Here is a 21098-nt window from a genome sequence, read left to right as displayed (position 1 = left end):
GGCGGGAAAATGGGTCCGCCCGGATTTGAACCGGAGTCTCAGGCTCCCAAAGCCCAAAGGATCGACCAAGCTACCCTACGGACCCACACACCAAAAGTATGTAGATAACATACTAATTATAATCTATAGTATCCACTATATAAATGTTACTATAATACTATAAAATTTTTAAAAAAGTCATATAATTGATATAAATTAAAAGCCCCGGACGGGAATTGAACCCGCGACCACGAGATTACAAGTCTCGCGCTCTACCAGACTGAGCCACCGAGGCATAATTTAATATTATATAACAAAATTAAATATGTGAAAAGTGATTTAAATACTTTACTATAATCGACAAGATTATTGCTTAAATTTAAATATCACAAAATTATAATTAATAATCATGATAAATAGTGAGAAAGAATTATTGGGAAAAGTTGATGCGACTTTAACCAACATTAAAGAAAAAAACGCATTAACCCATTGTATAACCAATTCTGTGACTATTAATGATTGTGCGAATGCTGTTCTTGCAATAGGCGGTTCCCCATTCATGGCAGAAGATGCAGAAGAACTTGAAGAAGTAGTGACAATTGCAGATGTTCTTGTAATTAATATCGGCAAATTAAGTCACAATCAGATAGAAGCCATGAAGATAAGTTGTGAAACTGCAGATAAGACCAACACCCCTATCGTTTTGGATCCTGTGGGTGTAGGAGTAACGCAACTTAGAAATAGAACCACATTAGATTTGATAGAAAATTACAATATCACAGCAATTAGAGGAAATATAAGTGAAATTAAAGCAATAGCAAAATTAGTCGGCGTTTTAGATGAAAGTAACACCGCAAAGGGTGTGGATGTAAATGCAGATGACATCATTACAGAAGAAAATCTAAAGGCAAACGGAGATTTGATTTGTGAATTGGCTTCTAAACTGAATACTGTAATATTGGCCAGCGGTCCGATAGACATTTTAACAGACGGTGAAACTACAATAGCTATTGATAATGGGGATGATATGATGCCATTAATCACAGGTAGCGGATGTATGTTATCATCAATTGTTGGAAGCTGTATTGGCGGGTCAACACCCCTAGAAGGAAGCCTCATTGCAATTTTAGCAATGAATATTGCTGGTGAAAAAGCAAGAGCAAAAGTTGATGAAAGAGATGAGGGAACTGGTTCATTTAGAGCATACCTAATCGACTATCTCTATAAAACCAATAGCGAATCCCTAATAAACGAATCAAACATTAAGATATTATGAAAAACCTAGATTTATCCCTATATCTTGTCACTGATAAAAGTGAGGATATAGAAAAATTCCTAAATACAATTGAAGAAGCAATAAAAGGGGGAGTTACTGTAGTTCAGATTAGAGAGAAAACAGCAGAAACTCTTGACTTTTATAATCTGGCATTGAAGGTTAAGGAAATAACATCAAAATATGATATTCCGCTAATCATTAATGACAGAGTAGATGTTGCATTAGCTATTGATGCTGATGGAGTTCATGTTGGACAGACAGATATGCCCTGCGACGTTACAAGAAAACTGATTGGCGAGGATAAAATATTGGGCGTGTCTGCAGCAACCATCGATGAAGCTAAAAAGGCTGAAAAAGATGGTGCTGATTATATTGGAACTGGAGCAGTATTCCCAACAGCAACCAAAGATGATGCTCCATCAATTACAAAAGAAGATTTGAAAGATGTTGTTGCTTCAATAAATATTCCTGTCGTTGCAATTGGAGGGATTAATTTAGAAAATGCATCCCAATTGAAGGATACTGGAATTGCAGGATTGTCTGTTGTTAGTGCAATAATGAGTGCCGATAATCCTAAGAAAGCATCAGAAGAGCTATTAGAAATATTTAATAGCTAACTTATTTTTTTAAAAAAAAGAATTAAAAGTAAAAAATATTATTTTTTACTATTTTTTAAAGCCTCTACAGCAGCTAGCTTTTTACCGGCCAACATGCTGATACAAGCCCCGCCACCACTACTTAAATGGCTCATTTGATCTTCCAAACCAAGGCCTGCTGTAGCTGCGGCGATATGTCCTCCACCAATTAATGTAAACCCTTCGGCGGTCGCCATTGCATTAATCAGGTCTTCAGTGCCCATTGCAAATTTAGGGTCTTCAAATACACCGGCAGGACCATTGGCAAATATATATTTGGCGTCTCTGATTTCTTTTGCATATTCATCAATAGTTTTGACACCAATATCAAAGATTGCTTCATTTGGAAGTTCATCAATATCAATATCCACCCTTTCGCCATCGATTTCACAAGCCGCATCAATAGGATATTTTACCTTATCGCCAAATCTTTCAATCAATTCTTTGGATTTTTCAACCATATCTTCATATCCTTTACTGGCTATGAAATCTCGGTTAACTTGGCCAATATCCGCTCCAGATGCCCACAAAACGATGTTTCCTACAATACCTGTGGTCAAAATAACATCGGCAGTTCCATTGCTCAATACATTTTCCATGACCTGAATGGAGTCGTCAGGCTTCATGCCCCCAAGAAGGAATACACAAGGATGTTGAACATTATCCAAAGCATCCTGAATTACTGTCAACTCTTTTTCCATGACACGACCTGCTGCAGAAGGAGTATTGACAGTGAAGCCAACCAAAGAAGCTTGAGATCTGTGGGCCGCAGCAAATGCATCATTGACAAAATAGTCAATCAATGGAGATAAGTTTCTTACGAGTAATGTTTTTGATTGCTCTTCAGGAGTTCTTGATAAGGATTCTTCTGAAAAAAAACGTGCATTTTCAAGCAAAAGAATTTCATGAGGCTTTAAATCTTTGATTGCTTCTCTTACAGCGCTTGAAAATAATGAATCAATATATTTTACTCTTAGATTTAAAATCTCTGAAAGAGCATCGGCATGTTGAGATAATGTTGTGAAGTCATCTTTTCCCGGACGACTTTGATGAGCAAGGAGAACCACTTTTGCTCCCTTATTAGATAATTCTTTAATGGTTTGGGCATGCAACTTCAGCCTGGTGTCATCTAAAATAATTCCGGAACTAGGATCTACAGGCGCATTAATATCAACTCTAACAAGCACGGTTTTATTTTCAATATCAAAATCGTCAATTGTATTAAATTCTACCATGTTCCCCACTCTATAACTTACTTACCAAATCGAGCAAAGCATCTTTTGGACTTTCTGCCTTAATGATTCCTGATGCCAACAACACTCCATCAGCACCTAAATCCATAGCAGCTTTCATATCATCCCCAGTTGTAATTCCTGCACCGCATAAAACTTTAATATTTTTATTTATAGATTTTACTTCTTTGACTGTATCTTCCACAACTTCAGGTTGAGCTTGAGATACTGGAATGCCAGTACCGATAAGTTCAGGCGGTTCGACAGCGACGGCAACAGGGCCAAGAGCTGCCACAGCTTTGGAAGTTTCTATATTATTGGTACATACGCATGATTCAATGTCATTTTCTTCACATAATTTTATTACTTCGGCAATGTCTGCCAATTTCATTCTTTGTTCAGAATGGTTAATCAAAGAACCACTGACACCCGCATCAACTAATGTATTAATTAAATTTGAACCCGTATGCCCTCCAGGAGCAATTGGATCAATGTGTTGTGCAAAAATAGGTAGTGAAGTCTCTTCACTTATTCTATAAATATCTGCTGCCTGAGGAGCTGCAACCATAGTAATTCCAGACTCATTAGCAGCACTTTCCAAGTCATGTGCAAGCTCTAAAGCGTTTATACCACTTGATTCCAAATAAGTTTTATAGTTTAATATTACAATTGGTGTGTCCATAATAATCCCACAAATAACTCTTATAGTAATATATATTGAAAACATTATTAATAAATTTTTGATTAAACCCTATTGTACACATATTTTCAATATCATGAAATGAAATTTCTTTTAATTTACTTTATATATTAGCAAAACTAAAAATAAACTTGATTTTATGTCATTTAATAAAAGCCAGATTGAAAAATTAGAAAAAAGCGGATATAGATTTATAGGAAAGCACGGCCATGCAGCTGTAAAAACCTGCCATTGGACTCGACAGAGTATTATAGATAAAGGAGTTTGCTATAAAGAAAAATTCTATGGCATACAATCCCACAGATGCTTACAGATGTCCCCTGCAGTTCCTAACTGCCAACAGGAATGCGAATTCTGCTGGAGGGATTTGACATATACGCAAACCAGCTGGGAAGATGACGAATATGACGACCCTAAAACCATTGTCGATGAAGCTATTAAAGCACAAAACAATCTGTTATGTGGCTTTTATGGAAATGGCAAAGCAAACAAGAAGAAATTAGAGGAAATTAAAAATCCCACTAATGCCGCAATTTCTCTTGCAGGAGAACCTACCCTTTACCCTAAAATTGATGAACTGATTGGTGAGTTTAACAGAAGGGACTTTACAACATTTGTGGTCAGCAACGGCCAATGCGTTGAAAGACTTAGAAATCTGGAAAATGACCCTTACCAACTATACCTTTCCTTAGATGCACCCTCAGAGAAAATATTTAATGAGGTGTGCAGACCTAGAATAAGTGATGCATGGATGAATTTAAACGAATCACTGGAGACACTTGCCAGTTTTGACTCACGTACATGCATAAGGAATACCTGCGTTAGGGGAAGAAATATGGAACAACCGGAAGAATATGCAAAATTAATAAAAAAAGCAGACCCTGATTTTGTAGAGGTCAAGGCATATATGTGTGTTGGATCATCACGTGAAAGATTGACATTAGACAATATGCCGTCATTTGATGAGGTTAAAAGTTTTGCACAAAAAATAGGGGATGAATGCGGCAAAGAAGTAGTAAATGAATCTGAAATCAGCCGTGTTGTTTTGCTTGAATAGCTATTTTTTTACCGATTTCAAATGCACTTTCTAAATCTTTTGGAAATTGAGTTTCACGAATTTGTTTTCTTTCGGCTTCATCAAAAGCATCTGAAACGTATCTTGAGTAATCCTTAAATTGATATGTCTCATATACAAAGAGATGCTCTGGCTTAGTAAATACCATACTTAAACCCATTTCAAAGTGATTATGAAGGTCATGATAACCAATTTGACGTGAAACTTCTTCAGAAGCATTCATTGTATAAATGTAAGCTATTGGCATCTTTTTATGTTCAACCGTTTCAGTTTTACTGTATGCAACAAAGGGAAACATGAATCTTTCCAAAAAGCATCTCATATTTCCTGTTACATCACTAAAGTAAATTGGCGAACCCAATATAACACCATCAGCTTGCACAATTTCATCTAGAATAGGTTTTAAATCATCATTCTGAACACATCTACCATAATGTTTCCCGTTTTTTATTTTACAAGCAAAACAACTCTTACAACCATGGAAAGGAAAATCGTATAGATTTATCCTTTTAATTTCTGCATCAGGATAAACTGATTTGACGCCTTCTAAAGCTTTATCTAAGAGCTGTGCCGTATTGCATTTTGGTCTTGGAGAACCATTAATGGCAAAAAATTTCATCATTTTCCTTCCGCTTTTAATTCATTGCATAGCTCAACAGCCTTTAAAGCCGCCTTTTCCATTGAAGTTTCATATGGAATTCCGGCTTCCTCCAATATTCTTTGGCCTTCCTTTTCATTGGTACCGGTCAATCTTATTACGATTGGAACATCACGTTCAACGTGTTCTAAGGCATCGATAACACCACGAGCAACATCATCAGCCTTTGTAATGCCTCCTAAAACATTCAGGAATACAACTTTAACACGGTCATAGTTTAACACGATACTTAAAGCTTGGTTAATAATCTGTTCGGAAGCTCCACCACCGATATCCAGGAATGTTGCCGGTTCGCCGCCGTTAAGCTTAATCATGTCCATTGCGGTTAAGGTTAAACCTGCACCATTACCTATAACGGCAATGTCCCCATCCAATTGAACAAAGTCCACGGCTTTCTTTTTATAATGCATCCTGTCAACCAAGTCCTGATGTCTGAATAATGAATCGTTTTCAACAACAAGTTTGGCATCAGCGGCAATCAGTCCCTTTGGAGTTAAGACCAATGGGTTTATCTCAGCAGTATCCGCATCATATTTAGAAAATACGTTATACAATTTCCAAATGATATCCCCCATTGAGGAAATCAACTCGGATGGCACTTCCATCTTACGTGCAACTTCACGTGCCTCATAAGGTAAAAATTCAAGCAAAGGGTTTGGATAATATTTGATTATCTTTTCAGGGTTGGTTTTAGCCAAGTTTTCAATTTCAACACCACCCTCCTTACTTGCAATGATAACAGGTCTTCTAGCGCCCCTGTCAACAGAGACTGTTACGAAGAATTCGTGCAAAATTTCGGCTTTTTCTTCAACCAGTAAATGATTTACCTTTTCACCTTTGATTTCCATTCCTAAAATCTCTTCAGAAATTTTTAATGCTTCACCCGGGTTGTCTGCAAATTTAACACCACCTGCTTTACCTCTTCCACCGGTTAAAACTTGAGCTTTGATGACAACAGGCACCCCCATCTCTGAAGCAACAGCCATTGCTTCTTCAGGATAGTTTGCAACATGACCTTCTAGGATTGGAATTCCTTCTTTATGAAAAATCTGTTTTGCTACACTTTCAAAAAATCTCATTTTAACACCTATTCCGCTAGAGCATATCCTGCTTCAAAAGCACTGATATTTTTATCCTCGGTTCCTTGAGGAACACTCACTTCAATAGCTTTAATAGCTGCTTCTTTGGATATTACTCCAGTTATTTTTGTAATAGCTCCAACCATGACAATATTTGCTACGATTTTAAGACCAATTTCATCAGTAGCTGTTTTTGTAGCGGGAGCCTCATAAACTTTAATATTATGTTCATCGATGAACTCTCTTACATCTTCAACATCAGTTGTTCCCGGATCAACGATTAAAGTCCCATTATCCTTTAAATCCACAATATATTTAATTAGAGCTTCGTTAGACATTGCAACTAAAATATCTGGATTTTGAACCTTTGGATAATCAACTTCAGTATCGCTAATAACAACTTCACATTTGGAAGCTCCACCACGAGCTTCCGGGCCGTATGATTGAGTTTGAACAGCTTCCTTACCGTCAAAAAGACTTGCGGACTTACCTAAAATAATCCCCGCAAGAATAATTCCCTGACCTCCAAATCCACAAATTCTAATTTCAGTTCTCATATTATCCACCTATAGCTCTGTTTCATATGCGGAATTGATAAGAGTTTTCTTACCGAATTTTTCCACACTTATTTTATCAACATTTTCTGTGAATTCATCTTTTTGAGTATTAGCAAATTCACCAACAACTATCTTACCTTCCAATTCTTTCGGATTCATCCTATCTGCAGCGGATTTAAATACAGTATTCGCTTTCATGACAGCAGCCATTGCAGTAGCAGTTTTAAGTTTGTTTTTACGACCGAAATATGTTGGACATTGAGTTGCAACCTCAATAAATGAAAATCCTGGGTTTTTCAATCCAGCTTTAATTGAAAGCACTAAATTTTCAATTTGAACTGTTGTCCATCTTGCAGAATAAGTTGCACCTGCTGCCGCAACAAGTTCTGCTAAGTTAAATGGATTATCAAGATTACCATATGGTGCAGTTGTTCCAAAACTGCCCTTAGGAGATGTAGGGCTGATTTGACCACCAGTCATTCCATAAATATTATTATTGATACAAATAACAGTCAAATTAATATTTCTTCTAGCAGCATGGATTAAATGATTACCCCCAATGGAAGCCGCATCCCCGTCACCGGTGAATACAACAACGTCCAAATCCTTATTGGCTGTCTTTAATCCTGTTGCAAAACTCAATGCTCTTCCATGAGTGGTGTGCAGGGAATCGCATTTTAGATATCCTGGAATTCTTGAAGAACATCCTATTCCAGAAACCATTGCAATATTATCAAAATCCATTTCCGCCTTTTCCATAGCCGCTAAAAATGCATTGATGATTGCGCCATTTCCGCAACCAGGACAGAAGATGTGAGGCAACCTATCTTCTCTTAAATAAGGGAGAAATCTATTTTGTTTAGTATCAGACATTTTTAGTTTCCTCCTATTTCATCAATTTTTTCTAAAATTTCGTCAGGACTTGGCAATAAACCTCCAATGACACCTAACAAATGAACATTCTTATCTTTAATGACACGGTCAACTTCATAATATATTTGACCCAAATTCATTTCAATAACAATAATATCTTTAGCATTTGCTGTTAGGTCTTTAATCTGTTCTTCTGGGAACGGCCATGGAGTGTCAATTTTAATATATCCAACTTTCTTATCAGTTTTATTTACTGCCTCAACAACAGACCTGACAGGAGCCCCATATGAAACAAGTACGATATCTGCATCTTCACAGTTTTCGCTTCTTACAGAGCAAATCTTATCCCTATTGTTTAAAACCTTATCACAAATTCTTTGAACAAGCTTATGATGAGTTTCAGGGTTGTTAGTGTCAGGATAGCCTCTCTCATCATGAGTTAAACCTGTTACGTGTATATTGAATCCATCGCCAAATGCAGGCATCGGAGTTGTTCCGTTTTCAATATTTTCAAATGGCAAATAATCATCACTTTTTTCAGGTCTTTTCCTTGCAACAATTTCAATATCGTCGCCTATGACTATTTTTTCTCTCATGTGACCTATTACTTCATCAGCCATGACCAAAACAGGAACTCTGAATTGTTCAGCTAAGTTAAATGCCTTAACTGTAAAATCAAAGAACTCCTGAACACTTGATGGGGACAGGACAATTGGTTCATAATCTCCATGTGAACCCCAACGAGCTTGCATCATATCACTTTGTGAAGCCATTGTCGGTTGAGCAGTTGAAGGGGAACCTCTTTGAACATCAACAATAACGATTGGAGTTTCACTCATGAATGCATAACCTATATTTTCCTGCATCAATGATATGCCCGGTCCGGATGTTGCAGTCATTGATTTAGTTCCACCCCATGAAGCGCCAATAATAGCACCGGCAGAAGCAATTTCATCTTCCATTTGAACAAATGAACCTCCAACTTTTGGCAATTCACGAGCTAAAGTTTCTGCAACTTCTGTAGATGGAGTGATTGGATAACCTGCAAAGAATCTGCAACCTGCAGCTATTGCTCCTTTAGCGCATGCCTCATTTCCTTGAATAAATAATTCTTCAGCCATTTCTAACACCTACTTTTCCCCTTTTGTGAAATTAGGATTAAAGTTAATATCTTTCTCACTGTTCATCCACCAATTTTCAGGCAAATCAATAGTGATTGCTTGATCGGGACATGCAATTTCGCAAGTACCGCATTTAGTACATCTTTCCTCAAATTTAGCGAAAGGCAACTGTACTCCTTTTTTGTTAATTTCAGGAGATATTGCATATACATTCTTATAACACATAAATAAGCAAAGATGACATCCTTTACACAAATTTTCGTCAATAATAATCAATTTATAATCTCCTAATAAATCTTGATAACTAAATCTAGAATGTATATTATCTATGTTGATATACATTTAAATATCTTATTAAAAATAATGATAAATTCAAAAATTTTAAAATAATTAAAAAAAAATAGTTAAACATGAAACACTTGACAACACCAATTAGTGATGAAGATCTGGCAAATCTTGAAATAGGTGACCAAATCGCCATCTCCGGAACCATCTACACCGGCCGTGATGCGGCGCTCCCGCAGTTTGTTGAACTAATCAAGCAAGACAAAGTTCCATTTGATGTTGAAGGCATGGTTATCATGCACACTGCTTTCAGCGAAGCCGGCATTGCACCGACAACCAGCAGCAAAGAGGAAATCGAATCAACAATCCCCTTCTTAAGTGAAAATGGCGTTAAGATTCATATCGGAAAAGGAATGTTGAGTGAAAAAACCATCACATCACTGAAAGAAAACAATTCAATTTTTGTAATAACACCGCCTGTTGCAGCATTGCTTACAAATAAAGTGCTGGAAAAAAAGTGTGTTCTATTTGAAAATGAAGGCATGGAAGCCATGTTTGAATTAAAAGTAGAAAAGATTCCTGGAATTGTAGCAATCCAGGATGGAAAAAGTATTTAAGAAAAAGACCTATTCGTCTTCTTCTTCATCATCGGATTCTTCTCTTTTTTCGAATTCATCTACGAAATTGACTTTTGTAATCTCGTCGATGTTATCCCAAATGTCTTTAGCTATTCTAAATCTTGCAAAGGTAATATCCATGTAAGATTGTTGGTCGAATTTAGCCATTTCATCCAATTTAATGTTTGCAACGCCATCAACGATGTCGATTTCAGTTTTATCAATATCAACATTAGGATTTGAGTAGTGTAACTCAATCATGCTTTTGATTTTTTCTGCTTCATCATCGATGATTTCAGTCACTTCAACATCATAGATTAAATCTTTTCCTGCTAATTCGTGGTTGAAGTCAACCTTTACTCTTCCACCGTTTACGGTTAAGATTTTACCATTTGCACCTTCAGAAGTAATTCTCATACCTGGGAAAGGGTTCATGCCTTGTTTTTTGAATTCTTTCATAGGCACTAACTGAATTAATTTTGGATCCCTTGGACCAAATGCGTTATCAGAATCAACTTCAACATGTTTGGTTTCACCTGCTTCTAATCCTTTAATAGCTTCTTCAATAGCAGGCAATAAGTGGTTTCCTCCTACAACAATAGGAATTGCTTTGTAAGTTTTGTTTTCATCGAAAATTCCAGCTTCTTGTGCAATTTCATCATAAGTAGTATCGAATACTTCATCAGTTTCTTTTATTTTACCAGTAAAATTTACTCTTACAAAATCTCCGTTATCTACAGCCATAGTAATTACGCTCCTTAATAATTTTGATTGAATAATTTGTTAATGAATATAACATTATAAATTTTAGTTACTATCATTTATTAAAGTTTTGTTTATACTAAAAATTAACATGAAAAATAAGCATCAATAAGAAAATTAACCTTTCATGAAAAATACTTATCAAATGCTCTATCTAAAAAACTAATATTAATAACAAATATAAAACAATTCATGCAAAGAAGAGGAGCAGTTAATTTACCACTTCATGGAGGTCATCCCCCAGCATGGTTATTTTCAAGAATGGTCAAACTATCAGGAGCATTAGCTTCCGTTATAATCGAAGAGTATAGTTTAGCCGAATTTTTAAATAGGATATCCAATCCATACTGGTTTCAGGCATTCTCTTGCGTATTGGGTTTTGATTGGCATTCCTCAGGAACAACCACAACAACTCTCGGTGCTTTAAAGGCATCCTTAAGTCCAGAAGAACATGGAATTTACCTAACTGGAGGCAAGGGCGCCAAATCTAGAAAAACACCTCAAGGAATTATGCATGCCGGCGAAGTGTTTAATTTAAGAACAAAAACAACGGAAAAGTTGGTTGAAACAAGTAAATTATCTGCTAAAATCGATAACTCTTGCATCCAAGACGGATACACACTATACCAGCATAACTTCTTCATTACGGAAAAAGGGGATTGGGCTGTTGTACAACAGGGATTGAATACCAAAAGCAAGTATGCAAGGCGTTATCACTGGCTAGGCTCTGAAGTTGAAAAACTCTTGAATGACCCTCACAGCGGAATATCATGCGATAAAAAAACTCCGAATACACTCAATATGTCATCAAAAGACAGTGAAGAAGCTCAAAAGATAAGTGTTGACTTAATTAATGACAATCCTAATCATTTAAGACAATATTTTAAAAGAAAAGATAATCAAATGCTTTTAGAAGACTTTACAATGCCTTCTCACCATCCCGTTTTAGACATGGATATTTCTGATAAAGAATTTGAAGTGTTGACACGAGCCTGGGAAATTCAACCCGAAAATTACGAGGAATTAATCTTACTTCAGGGGATTGGTCCTAAAAAAATAAGAGCCCTGGCTTTAATTTCTGATTTGGTTTATGGGGAACCTGCAAGCTGGAAAGACCCCGTAAAATATAGTTTCACACATGGAGGAAAAGACGGATTTCCATATCCAGTCGATAGGGAAGTTTATGACAATTCTATTCAAACAATCAGGGATGCTATTGACCAAGCACGAATAAAAAAAGATGAAAAATTAAAAGCCATTAAAAGATTGGATGATTTCATCTCTTAACGGTTTTCATTATGAATATTTACTGTTTTGCCATGAGCCGTTGGAATAACTTCCAGTACAGGATTTTCAAATACCAAATCGAACTCCTTACCATCCATCAATAAATGCTGAAATACTGCTAATGATGAAACTTCAGAGTGAGGTTGGGTTGTAACAGATACATTCCAATCCGCAGCCTTATAGACTTTACCCGGAACTTTAGCCCCACCGACAACGATTAAAATATCAGAGCCGTCTTCCCTAATTTCAGGAGCTATCTCATGGGCTTGAGACCCATACATTGTTAAATGAACAACTTTTCCACCATTTGCTTTCCATTTATTAATGACACCCATGTAGCTTTCAGTGTATTCTATCTCAAAATTTCCGCCAAATCTTGAAGCGGTATCGCGTACGTTTTCCATTAGTTTGTTATCTCTTTCTCCAGCAAGATAGATTTTGCTTGCTCCAAATGCACGGGCAGTTAAGCATACATGAGTGGTGATACGAGTATCCCTTTTTAATCTGTGGTCCAATCTTAAAACATTAACATTCATAATATCAACAATCGTGAAAATAATAATCTAATATTTCAAATTTGAAATATATAATGATTTGCTTACCTTAAAGATGAAGTTACCACTTATGACTTTGAATTTGTATGAATTGGTATTAAATTTAAAAATTAATGGAGGTGAAATATATGTTAAGAAATGATAAGTGATAACTCATCAAATAGTATTATACATCACCTGATTAATAAACTAATCGTTTATTTAGCTTCAATATTGATTTAAAGCTGTAAAATTAATTTAAATATAATATAAAGCTACTGTCATAAATAATAACGTAAATAACCTGCCAACTTCATTACTCATTCCAAGCACATCACCATTTGCTAGGCCAAAATTGCGCCTTGCAATAAGGGCTATTATGATTCCGCTGACAACCGCTCCCGCAACACCGACAATTCCCACCATACCACCCAATAAACCAGCGATGCATGCCACAATTATGGTTGAAGCAAAGAAATTGGCAATATTGGTTTCACGAATGAAATAACTGCCGATTCCAGGAGTTAAAGGAATGGACAATAATGCGGTTGTTATTAATGAAGTTTTTGAAGCCATTTCACAAATGATAATGCCAAATAGGAAATTATAATCAAGAATATTATAAATTCCCGCAATTGTGAGGCTTGCTACTAAAAATAGTGTTGCAACACCTCCTGCACCGACAGAAGGGTCTTTCATTATTTTGATCTTGTGTTCAGGTTCCCCATGGACCATAACCCCATCAGCCATATCCATTACGCCATCCAAATGATTGTAACCTGTAATAATCATTAGGAATCCATAAACGATAGCGGCAGTGAAAAATGAATTTAAATGTAAGAATTCCAGTGAGATATAACCGCATAAAGCTGCCAAAATACCAATGAACAGATGTATGAACGGCCAACACCAAGTTAACTTGGTCATATACTCGATTGAAGTATATACTTTAATTGGCAATATTGTTGAAAATGTTAAAAGTCCTAAAATTGACCTAATCGGTGAAAAATCCTCATCATCTTCAAAGTAACTATCGTCTTCCATAATCATTCCTCAGAGCACATGAAATATCTATTGATAATATATATAAATTATTTAATTTAAAGTTATATTATAACATTAAAAAGGACTTATATCATGACAATTATCATTGACCCACAAGGAAGTGGAATTGCAGGAAATATGCTAATAGGCGCATTTGTTGATTTAGGAGCCAATGCAGACAAACTAAAAGAGATTATGGAAAAATCCGCCAAAGATTTTGGGGGAGTGAAGGTTACTTTTGAAAAAATAAATAAGCATGGAATCGAATCCACATTCTGCCATGTTGAAATGCTTGAACATAATCATTCCATCAGATACTCTGAATTTATCGAAAAAATTAACGATTTGGACTTGGACGAAAAGGTTAAGGAAACTTCAATTAAAGTATTTGAAAGAATAGCCAAAGCCGAAAGCAAAGTTCATGGAAAAAGCTTAGAGACAATACATTTTCATGAAGTTGGAGCTGGTGATGCAGTAGCTGATGTAATAGGTTCCATCTATGCATATTATAGTCTAAGTTTAAATAAACAGAAAGTCATAGGCCTTCCAATAGCCGTTGGGGGCGGAACAATTAACACAGACCATGGGATATTGGCCATTCCAGTACCTGCCGTTTTAGAAATTTTAAAAGGCGTGAAAATTATCGGAGGACCTGTTGACAGCGAACTTGCAACACCAACCGGTTCTGCAATATATATGGAAATCTGTGATGAAATAAGGGAATTCATTCCACAGATAAAACCTAAGAAAGCAGGCTATGGAGCCGGAAAGAAAGACTTTGACCATCCGAACGTCTTAAGAATAATTGAAAGCGATGACGTTTGCGAAAGCGATGAAATCGATGTGATTGAAACAAATATTGATCACCTGACCGGTGAAGAAATAGGATATCTGTTTGATAAATTGCTTGATAAAGGAGCGTCTGATGTTTCTGTTACACCAATAATAATGAAAAAAAACAGACAAGGAAGTCTTTTGAAAGTTGTCTGTCGCAATGAGAATAGAGATGAATTAGTCAATGCCATTTTTAGTGAAACCGGCAGTTTAGGTATAAGAATCATTCCAAATATTCACCGAGGAATTGCAAAAAGGGAATTTGAGAAAAAAACCGTTGAAATAAACGGCAAAGACTATGAAGTTACTTATAAAATCGGATACATTAACGGCGAAGTAATCTCCAAAAGACCGGAATATGAAGATTTAAAAAGAATTGCTGAAGATAGCGGACTTGCTTTGAGAAAAGTTAAAGAGTTGATTAAATGAAAAAAGCAATTTCAGTTTTATCCGGCGGCCTTGATTGTACTGTTGCAACAAGCATCTTCAGCAAAGATTATGAAATCCATGCCATAACCTTTGATTATGGTCAAAAAGCATTTATGCGAGAACTGCAGGCTGCAAAAGAAATTTGTAATAAAATGAATTGGACCCATGAGGTGATTAATCTCCCATGGCTAGGTAGAATCAGCAATTCAAGTTTAAATACTGATGAAGAGATTCCTGAGCTTGCGGAAAGCGACTTGGATGATTTAGAAAAGAGCACACAGAGCGCCAGTAATGTTTGGGTTCCTGCAAGAAATACTGTTTTTACTTCAATTGCCTTATCCTATGCCGAAAGCATTGGTGCCGAGGCAATAATCGTTGGATGGAACGGCGAAGAGGGAGCTACATTTCCAGACAATTCAAAAGAATATTTGGAAAAATTTAATGAACTGGTTGAAGTCGGCTCTCCTGATAAAATTAAAATTGAAGCACCGCTAATTGATTTAGATAAGGAGGAAATAGTGAAGTTAGGTCTCAATGTTGGTGCTCCAATGGAATTAAGCTATTCCTGCTATAAGAGTGGTGACAGACAGTGTGGTGTTTGTGAAAGCTGCATGAGGCGGAAACGAGCATTTAAAAACTTGGGTGTTGAAGATAAAAGCGAATATGAAAATTAATCATATTCATCCAACTCTCTCTTCCAATTATAATCCTCCAAATCACGATTTTTTCTCAAATGCATTGTTGCATTTTCTACAGAATTAAACATTCTTTCAACGCCTTCAGCTGATTTTCTATAATTGGCTACACGTGATTTTCTAATTCCAAGGTGGCCAGCTTCTGAGTATGAATCAATGTCTGCACCGATGAATATGAACTCCCAACTATGATTTTTAATCATATTGCTGATTTGAGCTTTTGAAAATTCGATAGAAGCGTTTTCCTTACCATCAGTTGTTATTACAAAGAGCACTTTGTTATCTATTTCCTTATCAAGAGAGGTTATTGTTTTACCAATTGCATCTAAAAGAGCAGTTGAACCCCTAACGAAATATTCTTCACGGGTTAACGGATCAACATCATTAATTGATTTTCTTTTGTATAACATTTCATATTCATGGTCGAATAGGATTGTTGTAACATTTGTATTAAACTCTTTTTTTCTCTCTTTTTCTATAAAAGAGTTGAATCCACCGATTGTATCATCTTCAGAGCCATACATTGACCCGCTCCTATCAATTAAAAATATCAAATCTAAATCTTGGTTTTGAGGTAACTTTTCCATGTTTTACACTTCCTGATATTAAGTTATAAATTACTTGTAAATAATTTATTAGTAACTTATACACAATATATTATCAAATATGTAGTATATAAAGTTTTCCAATAAATGAATAAAAAAACAAGAAAAAATGTAAAATAAAAAAAAAGTTATTTAAGGTTATTTAATAGGCAGAACCTATAACAACCCCTGAATTATCCAATTTAAAGTTTAGTTCCACAATTTGTGCAAAATTTAGAATCTGCATCAAGTTGAGCTCCACAATTTGTGCAATACATTACCTTCCCGTTAGAATCCGGCGCTTTAGTTTCATTTGGAGTTGAATCATTTCCGATTACAGGTTTTGAGGAAAAATCTGTCTGATTTTCTATTTCAACTATTAACTCATTCATAGCGGCAATCCTTTTAGAATCGGACGGGTGAGTTGAGAAGAAGTCATTCTCATTAGAATTTTTTGAAGACATGGCTTGCCAAAATGCAGGAATCTGCTTGATATCATAGCCTGCCCAATGAATTATCATCATGCCCAACCTATCGGCTTCAAGTTCCTGGTCTCTTCCCCAAGGATTCAATAAAAAGTACTGGGAACCTACGCTGGCAGCGTTTGTAGCGGCTCTGGTTAAAGAACCGATTGCACCCAATCCAAAAAGATCCATTGCCAAACTACCAACCCAAGCGGCTGATGTAATAGCATTCTGAGCAGTTTGAGCACTTGCTCTTGTTCTTGAGTGATCTAAGAGTGCATGAGCCATTTCATGACCTAGAATAAATGCAATCTTTTCTTCAGTATTTGCAACTGAAAGTATGCCTGAAAACATCACGATTTTACCACCCGGCATGCAAAAAGCATTTACGGTGTTATTCCCAACTAAATGAACATCCCAATCATAATAATCCTGAATATAGTCAAGTCGCCCAATCTTGCTCAAATATCCTTGCACTGCATTGATTAAGTTTACCGCAACATTCCTAACAATTTGCCCCTGAGGAGTATTGTCTAATAATTGGGCCTTATTAATCAAAGCATAATATTCCTTATAAGACTGTTCAAGGAATTTATCATCGTTGACAATGTCAAAATGCTTTTTTCCGGTAAATGGATTTACGCCACTTCTATCATTTTTTGCCATGATTAAATATATAATGCAAATATTATATTAAAATTGTGTTATGAACCTATTTTTATTATAAAAACTGAAATAACCGAAATCATGTTAAATTCTAAATGTTTATATAATTTAATTTTAAAAACTAATAATGTATACTTATATATGTAAAATTTATTTTATGTAATTTTAAATTAGGGTATGGGAATTAAAAATGAAAAGGTCAAAAAAATTGATAATAGCAATTCTTGTAGTTATTCTTATTGGATTGCTAGCAGTGATTGCTGGTGCTTTATTCATGGGGCCTGATTTAACATATGAAGATAAAAACATATTAGTTTTGGCTTCTGATAAATATGAGCAATCAAACGGGGGAGTGGACATGGCATATATGGTTCACTTATCAAATGGAAGTTTGGCAAACTATACTCCGGTATATCCTGGAGATATGTATCACCCTACACAACCTGCTCCTGGAGGACTTCCTGGAAACATGTTCTTACATGACTGTCTTTGGGATGGACTTGATTCAGGTATGCAATATGCAGCAGAAATTGTAGAATATCGTACTGGAATGCATGCAGATGCAGTGGTTGTTGTTTATGATGAAGGTATAGATCATGTTATTGACTCCATTAGACCACTTTACGTAGATGGTGAAGAAACTAACCTTAGTGCAACTGACATTGTTCGTGAAAACGATGCATATAATGGATATCCTGGTAATGAAAATGTTCCTGGAACCATGTCAAGAGCAGATGCAGTTATGGTATTAACAAAAGCCCTTTCCAATGCTAGTAAAGATCCTATTAAAAAAAGCACTATGGTTGAAGCTGCTTTAAAAGAATATTCCAATGGAAATATTGTAATGAAACCTGAAGGATCATTTACAAGATTGCTTGCTACAAAAGGATTTGAAAATATAGCGTGAAATATTTAATCTTTAAAGAATTCAATTAAATTCTTTAAAGAACTTTTTTTATTTAATTTTCTTAATATTTGAAACAAAACTAGTTTGTATGTGGCCTTTATAACATTTATGGATTGAAAGACTCAGTCATCCCTAAAATTTTTAATAAAGGTTTTATTTTCCCATGTTGTAAATTTATAACCGTCTTTTTCATGTTCAATATTTTGTATTGGCACTAGAGGTATTTTACCAAGTCCACAAGGGGAATTATACACGTATGTTGGCTTGCACATGCCGCTTGTTCTGCCTTCAAGATGTTTCATAATTTCCAGGCCTTTATCAATGCCAACTTGAAAGTGTTTAGTTCCTTTAACCTCTTTTGGATGGAACAGATAATATGGAATTACACGATATTTCTGCAATTCTTCATTAGTTTTTTGAATACAGTATTTATCATCATTTACATTATGCAATAACACCATCTGATTCCTAACAAGTATTCCATGGTCGACCAACATGTCAATTGCCCTAACTGCCTCGGGAGTAATTTCACAAGCATGGTTAAACTGTGTTGAAACGTTGACTTTGTATTTTCTAAGTAAAATAGCTAATTCATCATCTATCCTAAATGGAAGTGTTGGCAATACTCTTGTACCTATCCTTATCACTTCAACATGGCTAATCTGAGATAGCCTATAGAATATTTTTTCCAGTTGATTATTGGATAACAATAAAGCATCCCCGCCAGTAACCAATACTTCTCTGATTGTATTATTATTCTCTATAAATTCTATTGATTCATCAATGCCCTCTTTAGATATGTTCTGGTCATGATTACCAATCAATCTGCGACGTTGGCAATGCCTACAATACATAGGACAAGCATTAGTAACATTAATAATTAATTTATTGGGATATCTTCTGGTGATTCTTCCGGAAGGATTAGATTGCCCTTCATTCATCGGATCTAATTGTCCCCCTTCCTCCAGTTCCCTGATATCTGGAAATGATTGTAATCTTATTGGACAATCTGGATTATTAAAATCTGTCAATGCGAAATAATAGGGAGTTATTGCAAATCTATACTCTTCACTTACTTTATCTATATCCTCATATTCCTCTTGTGTAAGATCCGCATATTTTGAAATCTCATCAACACTGCTAATACGATTTTTCAATTGCCATTTTGGATTAATCCAATCCTCTTCTGTTGCATTTAATTCTGTTAAAATTTTATCTTTGGTATTTTCATATAAATTTATAGAAAAATCACTAAATCCCAATCTAACTTTTGATTTATGTTTCATATCCTCAATAGCTATTTCATCGAGCTCATTAGAGCGAATCAAGGATTTTTTTCTATTCAAGTCTATATTATCACACTTCTTTTTTTAAAATTTTTTTGATTAGATATAGTTCCTTAACAAATATAATATTTTTGATATATGTTTTCCTAAATATGCTTAAAGCAAGTACTGGTCTTTTTAGAATAGCAATTATTGCAACTTTGACAGATTGCAACCCCTTCGCCATTTTCCTTCCACTCCGCTAAAAAGTCAGCTTGAGCTACAAATGGTTTTGACATTGAAATAAATTCGACATTTGAATTATTCAATACATCATTGATTTTAGCCATTTCACGTAGGGACCCGCCCAAAACAACAGGAATATCTACCGCGTCAATCAAATCATCGACGTAAACTAAAAATGGATGTTTTACACCCTTATCATAAATTTGAGATATGGTGCGTGCGGTCAATTGAATACTATCCGCACCGGCCTTTTCTAATTCCTGAGCGATGGCAATGCTTTCATCCGCTGTGATTCCCCCTTTTCTGACATCCCATGGATTAATTCTGCAGCTAACATGCATATCCATAGTCTTTTTAATAACCTTAATAATTTCGGAAGAAATCCTTACGCGATTTTCAGTATTTCCCCCATATTTATCTTCTCTTTGATTGAAATATGGATTCATGAATCTTGCCAAATAAAAATTATTCCCCATATTAATCTGAATTCCATCAAAGCCTGCAAATGAGAATTTTTTAGCGGCCATTATGACTTCAGCCTGCAATTTTCTTATGCCTTCTTGTGAAATGTCATTAGCTTCAACTTTCTGATTTTCGCCATCATCATAGTAAAAAAATGCCAATTGCCCTAAAATTGGAACATTATATCCATGAACAATGTCAGTGACCATCTGATAATCTTTAATAAAGCCCCTGTAATTTAAGTTGGTTGAATATGGGAAAAATCTATCCTTATGGTCAAGCGCAAAGATTTCTGATACGATTAATCCAGTCCCGCTGCTTGCAATCTTTTCATATCTATCATAAATCGCAGGTGTTAAAAATCCACCCTCTTCAGTTTCAGTTTCCCAAGTTCCGGTTCTGACAATTCTACTGTTTAATTTTAAATCACCTAACCAGCATTCATCAAAAATATCTTTCATATTATCACACCACATAACTTCTAATTATAAATATTATTTAAACAAATTTATAAATTTTAAACAAAAAATAACGAAAATAAAACAAATATATATTAACCGTGATATTTAAATTTAATAATAACTAGTTAAATGGAGGTAAAAATATGGTAAATGCTATACTCGCTGCAATATTATCCTTTTTCATCCCAGGTTTAGGTCAAGCGGTAGCTGGAGATATTAAAAAAGGTATAATATTCTTTATAATTGCAATTGTCTTAGGATGCATCGTTTCGTTTGTTTTTGGCCAAGGAAGCTTCGCATATATCATAAACCTAATTTATGCTATTTATGCTGCATATGATGCATATCAAATGGCTCAATAAGGAAAGTATT

The 21098-nt window shown here is 35.3% G+C and carries 24 protein-coding genes and 2 tRNA genes; 9 read left to right on the top strand and 17 right to left on the bottom strand.

All coding sequences use genetic code 11. From position 1 onward, the window contains the following. Positions 1-10 precede the first annotated feature (10 nt). A tRNA-Pro gene (locus tag ACJMLD_RS07525) sits at positions 11-85 on the bottom strand. Positions 86-200: 115 nt separating this feature from the next. Further along, positions 201-274 (bottom strand) — tRNA-Thr (locus tag ACJMLD_RS07520). A 114-nt stretch (positions 275-388) separates the two neighbouring features. Between ACJMLD_RS07520 and thiM the strand changes: the two genes are divergently transcribed. Further along, positions 389-1255, top strand: coding sequence for a hydroxyethylthiazole kinase (gene thiM, locus ACJMLD_RS07515; protein ID WP_405270050.1), 867 nt, complete (start codon positions 389-391; stop codon positions 1253-1255). Continuing rightward, positions 1252-1872, top strand: coding sequence for a thiamine phosphate synthase (thiE, locus tag ACJMLD_RS07510; RefSeq protein WP_405270047.1), 621 nt, complete (start codon positions 1252-1254; stop codon positions 1870-1872). Before thiM ends, thiE begins: the two co-directional genes overlap by 4 nt. A 38-nt stretch (positions 1873-1910) precedes the next feature. Here thiE and ACJMLD_RS07505 read toward each other — a convergent pair whose 3' ends face one another. Then, positions 1911-3125, bottom strand: coding sequence for a phosphoglycerate kinase (locus tag ACJMLD_RS07505; RefSeq protein WP_405270044.1), 1215 nt, complete (start codon positions 3123-3125; stop codon positions 1911-1913). A 10-nt stretch (positions 3126-3135) separates the two neighbouring features. Next, entirely contained in the window at positions 3136-3804 is a 669-nt protein-coding gene (tpiA, locus tag ACJMLD_RS07500) for a triose-phosphate isomerase (protein WP_405270040.1), read from the bottom strand. A gap of 157 nt (positions 3805-3961) precedes the next feature. Here tpiA and twy1 point away from each other — a divergent pair, with 157 nt between their 5' ends. Beyond that, on the top strand, positions 3962-4879 hold the full coding sequence (twy1, locus tag ACJMLD_RS07495) for a 4-demethylwyosine synthase TYW1 (RefSeq protein ID WP_405270037.1): 918 nt from the start codon (positions 3962-3964) through the stop codon (positions 4877-4879). Here the strand turns inward: twy1 and ACJMLD_RS07490 are convergent. The 6 genes from ACJMLD_RS07490 to ACJMLD_RS07465 are packed head-to-tail and all read right to left on the bottom strand — an operon-like array spanning position 4854 to position 9461. Then, the gene (locus ACJMLD_RS07490; protein WP_405270034.1) at positions 4854-5519 is read right to left on the bottom strand and encodes a flavodoxin family protein; all 666 of its coding nucleotides are present in this window, start codon (positions 5517-5519) and stop codon (positions 4854-4856) included. The genes twy1 and ACJMLD_RS07490 overlap by 26 nt on opposite strands. Then, the gene (gene sucC / locus ACJMLD_RS07485) at positions 5516-6634 is read right to left on the bottom strand and encodes an ADP-forming succinate--CoA ligase subunit beta (protein WP_405270031.1); all 1119 of its coding nucleotides are present in this window, start codon (positions 6632-6634) and stop codon (positions 5516-5518) included. Before sucC ends, ACJMLD_RS07490 begins: the two co-directional genes overlap by 4 nt. A gap of 8 nt (positions 6635-6642) precedes the next feature. Further along, complete coding sequence (locus ACJMLD_RS07480; protein WP_405270029.1) at positions 6643-7191, bottom strand: 2-oxoacid:ferredoxin oxidoreductase subunit gamma; 549 nt, start codon at positions 7189-7191, stop codon at positions 6643-6645. Between the two features lie 9 nt (positions 7192-7200). Further along, positions 7201-8064 (bottom strand): 2-oxoacid:ferredoxin oxidoreductase subunit beta, encoded by an 864-nt coding sequence (locus tag ACJMLD_RS07475; RefSeq protein WP_405270026.1) that lies wholly within the window; start codon positions 8062-8064, stop codon positions 7201-7203. 2 nt (positions 8065-8066) lie between these two features. Continuing rightward, entirely contained in the window at positions 8067-9185 is a 1119-nt protein-coding gene (locus tag ACJMLD_RS07470) for a 2-oxoacid:acceptor oxidoreductase subunit alpha (RefSeq protein ID WP_405270023.1), read from the bottom strand. Positions 9186-9194: 9 nt separating this feature from the next. After that, positions 9195-9461 (bottom strand): ferredoxin family protein, encoded by a 267-nt coding sequence (locus ACJMLD_RS07465; protein WP_405270021.1) that lies wholly within the window; start codon positions 9459-9461, stop codon positions 9195-9197. 134 nt (positions 9462-9595) lie between these two features. Between ACJMLD_RS07465 and ACJMLD_RS07460 the strand changes: the two genes are divergently transcribed. After that, entirely contained in the window at positions 9596-10087 is a 492-nt protein-coding gene (locus ACJMLD_RS07460) for a fumarate hydratase C-terminal domain-containing protein (protein ID WP_405270018.1), read from the top strand. 9 nt (positions 10088-10096) lie between these two features. Here ACJMLD_RS07460 and ACJMLD_RS07455 read toward each other — a convergent pair whose 3' ends face one another. After that, positions 10097-10831: a peptidylprolyl isomerase gene (locus ACJMLD_RS07455; RefSeq protein WP_405270015.1), complete on the bottom strand. Its 735-nt coding sequence runs from the start codon at positions 10829-10831 to the stop codon at positions 10097-10099. A 210-nt stretch (positions 10832-11041) separates the two neighbouring features. On the opposite strand from ACJMLD_RS07455, the gene ACJMLD_RS07450 reads away from it, so the two are divergent. After that, a complete protein-coding gene (locus tag ACJMLD_RS07450; RefSeq protein WP_405270012.1) occupies positions 11042-12136 on the top strand; it encodes a DUF763 domain-containing protein in 1095 nt (364 codons plus the stop codon). Here the strand turns inward: ACJMLD_RS07450 and ACJMLD_RS07445 are convergent. Both ACJMLD_RS07445 and cobS read right to left on the bottom strand, forming a co-directional pair. Then, positions 12133-12675 carry a tRNA (cytidine(56)-2'-O)-methyltransferase gene (locus tag ACJMLD_RS07445; protein WP_405270062.1) on the bottom strand — a complete coding sequence of 181 codons (543 nt, stop codon included), beginning with the start codon at positions 12673-12675 and terminating at the stop codon, positions 12133-12135. The genes ACJMLD_RS07450 and ACJMLD_RS07445 overlap by 4 nt on opposite strands. Positions 12676-12927: 252 nt before the next feature. Next, entirely contained in the window at positions 12928-13713 is a 786-nt protein-coding gene (gene cobS, locus ACJMLD_RS07440) for an adenosylcobinamide-GDP ribazoletransferase (RefSeq protein ID WP_405270009.1), read from the bottom strand. 93 nt (positions 13714-13806) lie between these two features. On the opposite strand from cobS, the gene larC reads away from it, so the two are divergent. Both larC and queC read left to right on the top strand, forming a co-directional pair. Next, positions 13807-14976, top strand: coding sequence for a nickel pincer cofactor biosynthesis protein LarC (gene larC, locus ACJMLD_RS07435; protein ID WP_405270007.1), 1170 nt, complete (start codon positions 13807-13809; stop codon positions 14974-14976). Then, positions 14973-15650: a 7-cyano-7-deazaguanine synthase QueC gene (gene queC, locus ACJMLD_RS07430; RefSeq protein ID WP_405270005.1), complete on the top strand. Its 678-nt coding sequence runs from the start codon at positions 14973-14975 to the stop codon at positions 15648-15650. The genes larC and queC overlap by 4 nt, the downstream gene beginning before the upstream one ends. Here the strand turns inward: queC and ACJMLD_RS07425 are convergent. Beyond that, positions 15647-16258, bottom strand: a complete 612-nt coding sequence (locus ACJMLD_RS07425; protein WP_405270000.1) for a vWA domain-containing protein — start codon at positions 16256-16258, stop codon at positions 15647-15649. The genes queC and ACJMLD_RS07425 overlap by 4 nt on opposite strands. A gap of 200 nt (positions 16259-16458) precedes the next feature. Next, positions 16459-17385, bottom strand: a complete 927-nt coding sequence (locus ACJMLD_RS07420; protein ID WP_405269997.1) for a M48 family metalloprotease — start codon at positions 17383-17385, stop codon at positions 16459-16461. A gap of 190 nt (positions 17386-17575) precedes the next feature. Here ACJMLD_RS07420 and ACJMLD_RS07415 point away from each other — a divergent pair, with 190 nt between their 5' ends. Further along, complete coding sequence (locus tag ACJMLD_RS07415) at positions 17576-18292, top strand: DUF4012 domain-containing protein (protein WP_405269994.1); 717 nt, start codon at positions 17576-17578, stop codon at positions 18290-18292. Between the two features lie 122 nt (positions 18293-18414). Here ACJMLD_RS07415 and ACJMLD_RS07410 read toward each other — a convergent pair whose 3' ends face one another. Next, the gene (locus tag ACJMLD_RS07410) at positions 18415-19638 is read right to left on the bottom strand and encodes a KamA family radical SAM protein (protein WP_405269991.1); all 1224 of its coding nucleotides are present in this window, start codon (positions 19636-19638) and stop codon (positions 18415-18417) included. 86 nt (positions 19639-19724) lie between these two features. Continuing rightward, complete coding sequence (locus ACJMLD_RS07405; protein WP_405269988.1) at positions 19725-20726, bottom strand: NADH-dependent flavin oxidoreductase; 1002 nt, start codon at positions 20724-20726, stop codon at positions 19725-19727. A gap of 143 nt (positions 20727-20869) precedes the next feature. Between ACJMLD_RS07405 and ACJMLD_RS07400 the strand changes: the two genes are divergently transcribed. Then, positions 20870-21088, top strand: coding sequence for a hypothetical protein (locus ACJMLD_RS07400; RefSeq protein ID WP_405269985.1), 219 nt, complete (start codon positions 20870-20872; stop codon positions 21086-21088). Positions 21089-21098: the final 10 nt, after the last annotated feature.

This window comes from Methanobrevibacter sp. (genome assembly GCF_045112895.1).
Lineage (GTDB): Archaea > Methanobacteriota > Methanobacteria > Methanobacteriales > Methanobacteriaceae > Methanocatella.
Note: the sequence above shows the minus strand (reverse complement) of the source record. Positions and strands in the feature narration are given on the sequence as shown.

Bases quoted from the DNA above. Each gene is read 5' to 3' on its own strand.
- thiM (WP_405270050.1), top strand. From the start codon at position 389: ATGATAAATAGTGAGAAAGAATTATTGGGAAAAGTTGATGCGACTTTA.
- thiE (WP_405270047.1), top strand. From the start codon at position 1,252: ATGAAAAACCTAGATTTATCCCTATATCTTGTCACTGATAAAAGTGAG.
- ACJMLD_RS07505 (WP_405270044.1), bottom strand. From the start codon at position 3,125: ATGGTAGAATTTAATACAATTGACGATTTTGATATTGAAAATAAAACC.
- tpiA (WP_405270040.1), bottom strand. From the start codon at position 3,804: ATGGACACACCAATTGTAATATTAAACTATAAAACTTATTTGGAATCA.
- twy1 (WP_405270037.1), top strand. From the start codon at position 3,962: ATGTCATTTAATAAAAGCCAGATTGAAAAATTAGAAAAAAGCGGATAT.
- ACJMLD_RS07490 (WP_405270034.1), bottom strand. From the start codon at position 5,519: ATGATGAAATTTTTTGCCATTAATGGTTCTCCAAGACCAAAATGCAAT.
- sucC (WP_405270031.1), bottom strand. From the start codon at position 6,634: ATGAGATTTTTTGAAAGTGTAGCAAAACAGATTTTTCATAAAGAAGGA.
- ACJMLD_RS07480 (WP_405270029.1), bottom strand. From the start codon at position 7,191: ATGAGAACTGAAATTAGAATTTGTGGATTTGGAGGTCAGGGAATTATT.
- ACJMLD_RS07475 (WP_405270026.1), bottom strand. From the start codon at position 8,064: ATGTCTGATACTAAACAAAATAGATTTCTCCCTTATTTAAGAGAAGAT.
- ACJMLD_RS07470 (WP_405270023.1), bottom strand. From the start codon at position 9,185: ATGGCTGAAGAATTATTTATTCAAGGAAATGAGGCATGCGCTAAAGGA.
- ACJMLD_RS07460 (WP_405270018.1), top strand. From the start codon at position 9,596: ATGAAACACTTGACAACACCAATTAGTGATGAAGATCTGGCAAATCTT.
- ACJMLD_RS07455 (WP_405270015.1), bottom strand. From the start codon at position 10,831: ATGGCTGTAGATAACGGAGATTTTGTAAGAGTAAATTTTACTGGTAAA.
- ACJMLD_RS07450 (WP_405270012.1), top strand. From the start codon at position 11,042: ATGCAAAGAAGAGGAGCAGTTAATTTACCACTTCATGGAGGTCATCCC.
- cobS (WP_405270009.1), bottom strand. From the start codon at position 13,713: ATGGAAGACGATAGTTACTTTGAAGATGATGAGGATTTTTCACCGATT.
- larC (WP_405270007.1), top strand. From the start codon at position 13,807: ATGACAATTATCATTGACCCACAAGGAAGTGGAATTGCAGGAAATATG.
- queC (WP_405270005.1), top strand. From the start codon at position 14,973: ATGAAAAAAGCAATTTCAGTTTTATCCGGCGGCCTTGATTGTACTGTT.
- ACJMLD_RS07425 (WP_405270000.1), bottom strand. From the start codon at position 16,258: ATGGAAAAGTTACCTCAAAACCAAGATTTAGATTTGATATTTTTAATT.
- ACJMLD_RS07420 (WP_405269997.1), bottom strand. From the start codon at position 17,385: ATGGCAAAAAATGATAGAAGTGGCGTAAATCCATTTACCGGAAAAAAG.
- ACJMLD_RS07415 (WP_405269994.1), top strand. From the start codon at position 17,576: ATGAAAAGGTCAAAAAAATTGATAATAGCAATTCTTGTAGTTATTCTT.
- ACJMLD_RS07405 (WP_405269988.1), bottom strand. From the start codon at position 20,726: ATGAAAGATATTTTTGATGAATGCTGGTTAGGTGATTTAAAATTAAAC.
- ACJMLD_RS07400 (WP_405269985.1), top strand. From the start codon at position 20,870: ATGGTAAATGCTATACTCGCTGCAATATTATCCTTTTTCATCCCAGGT.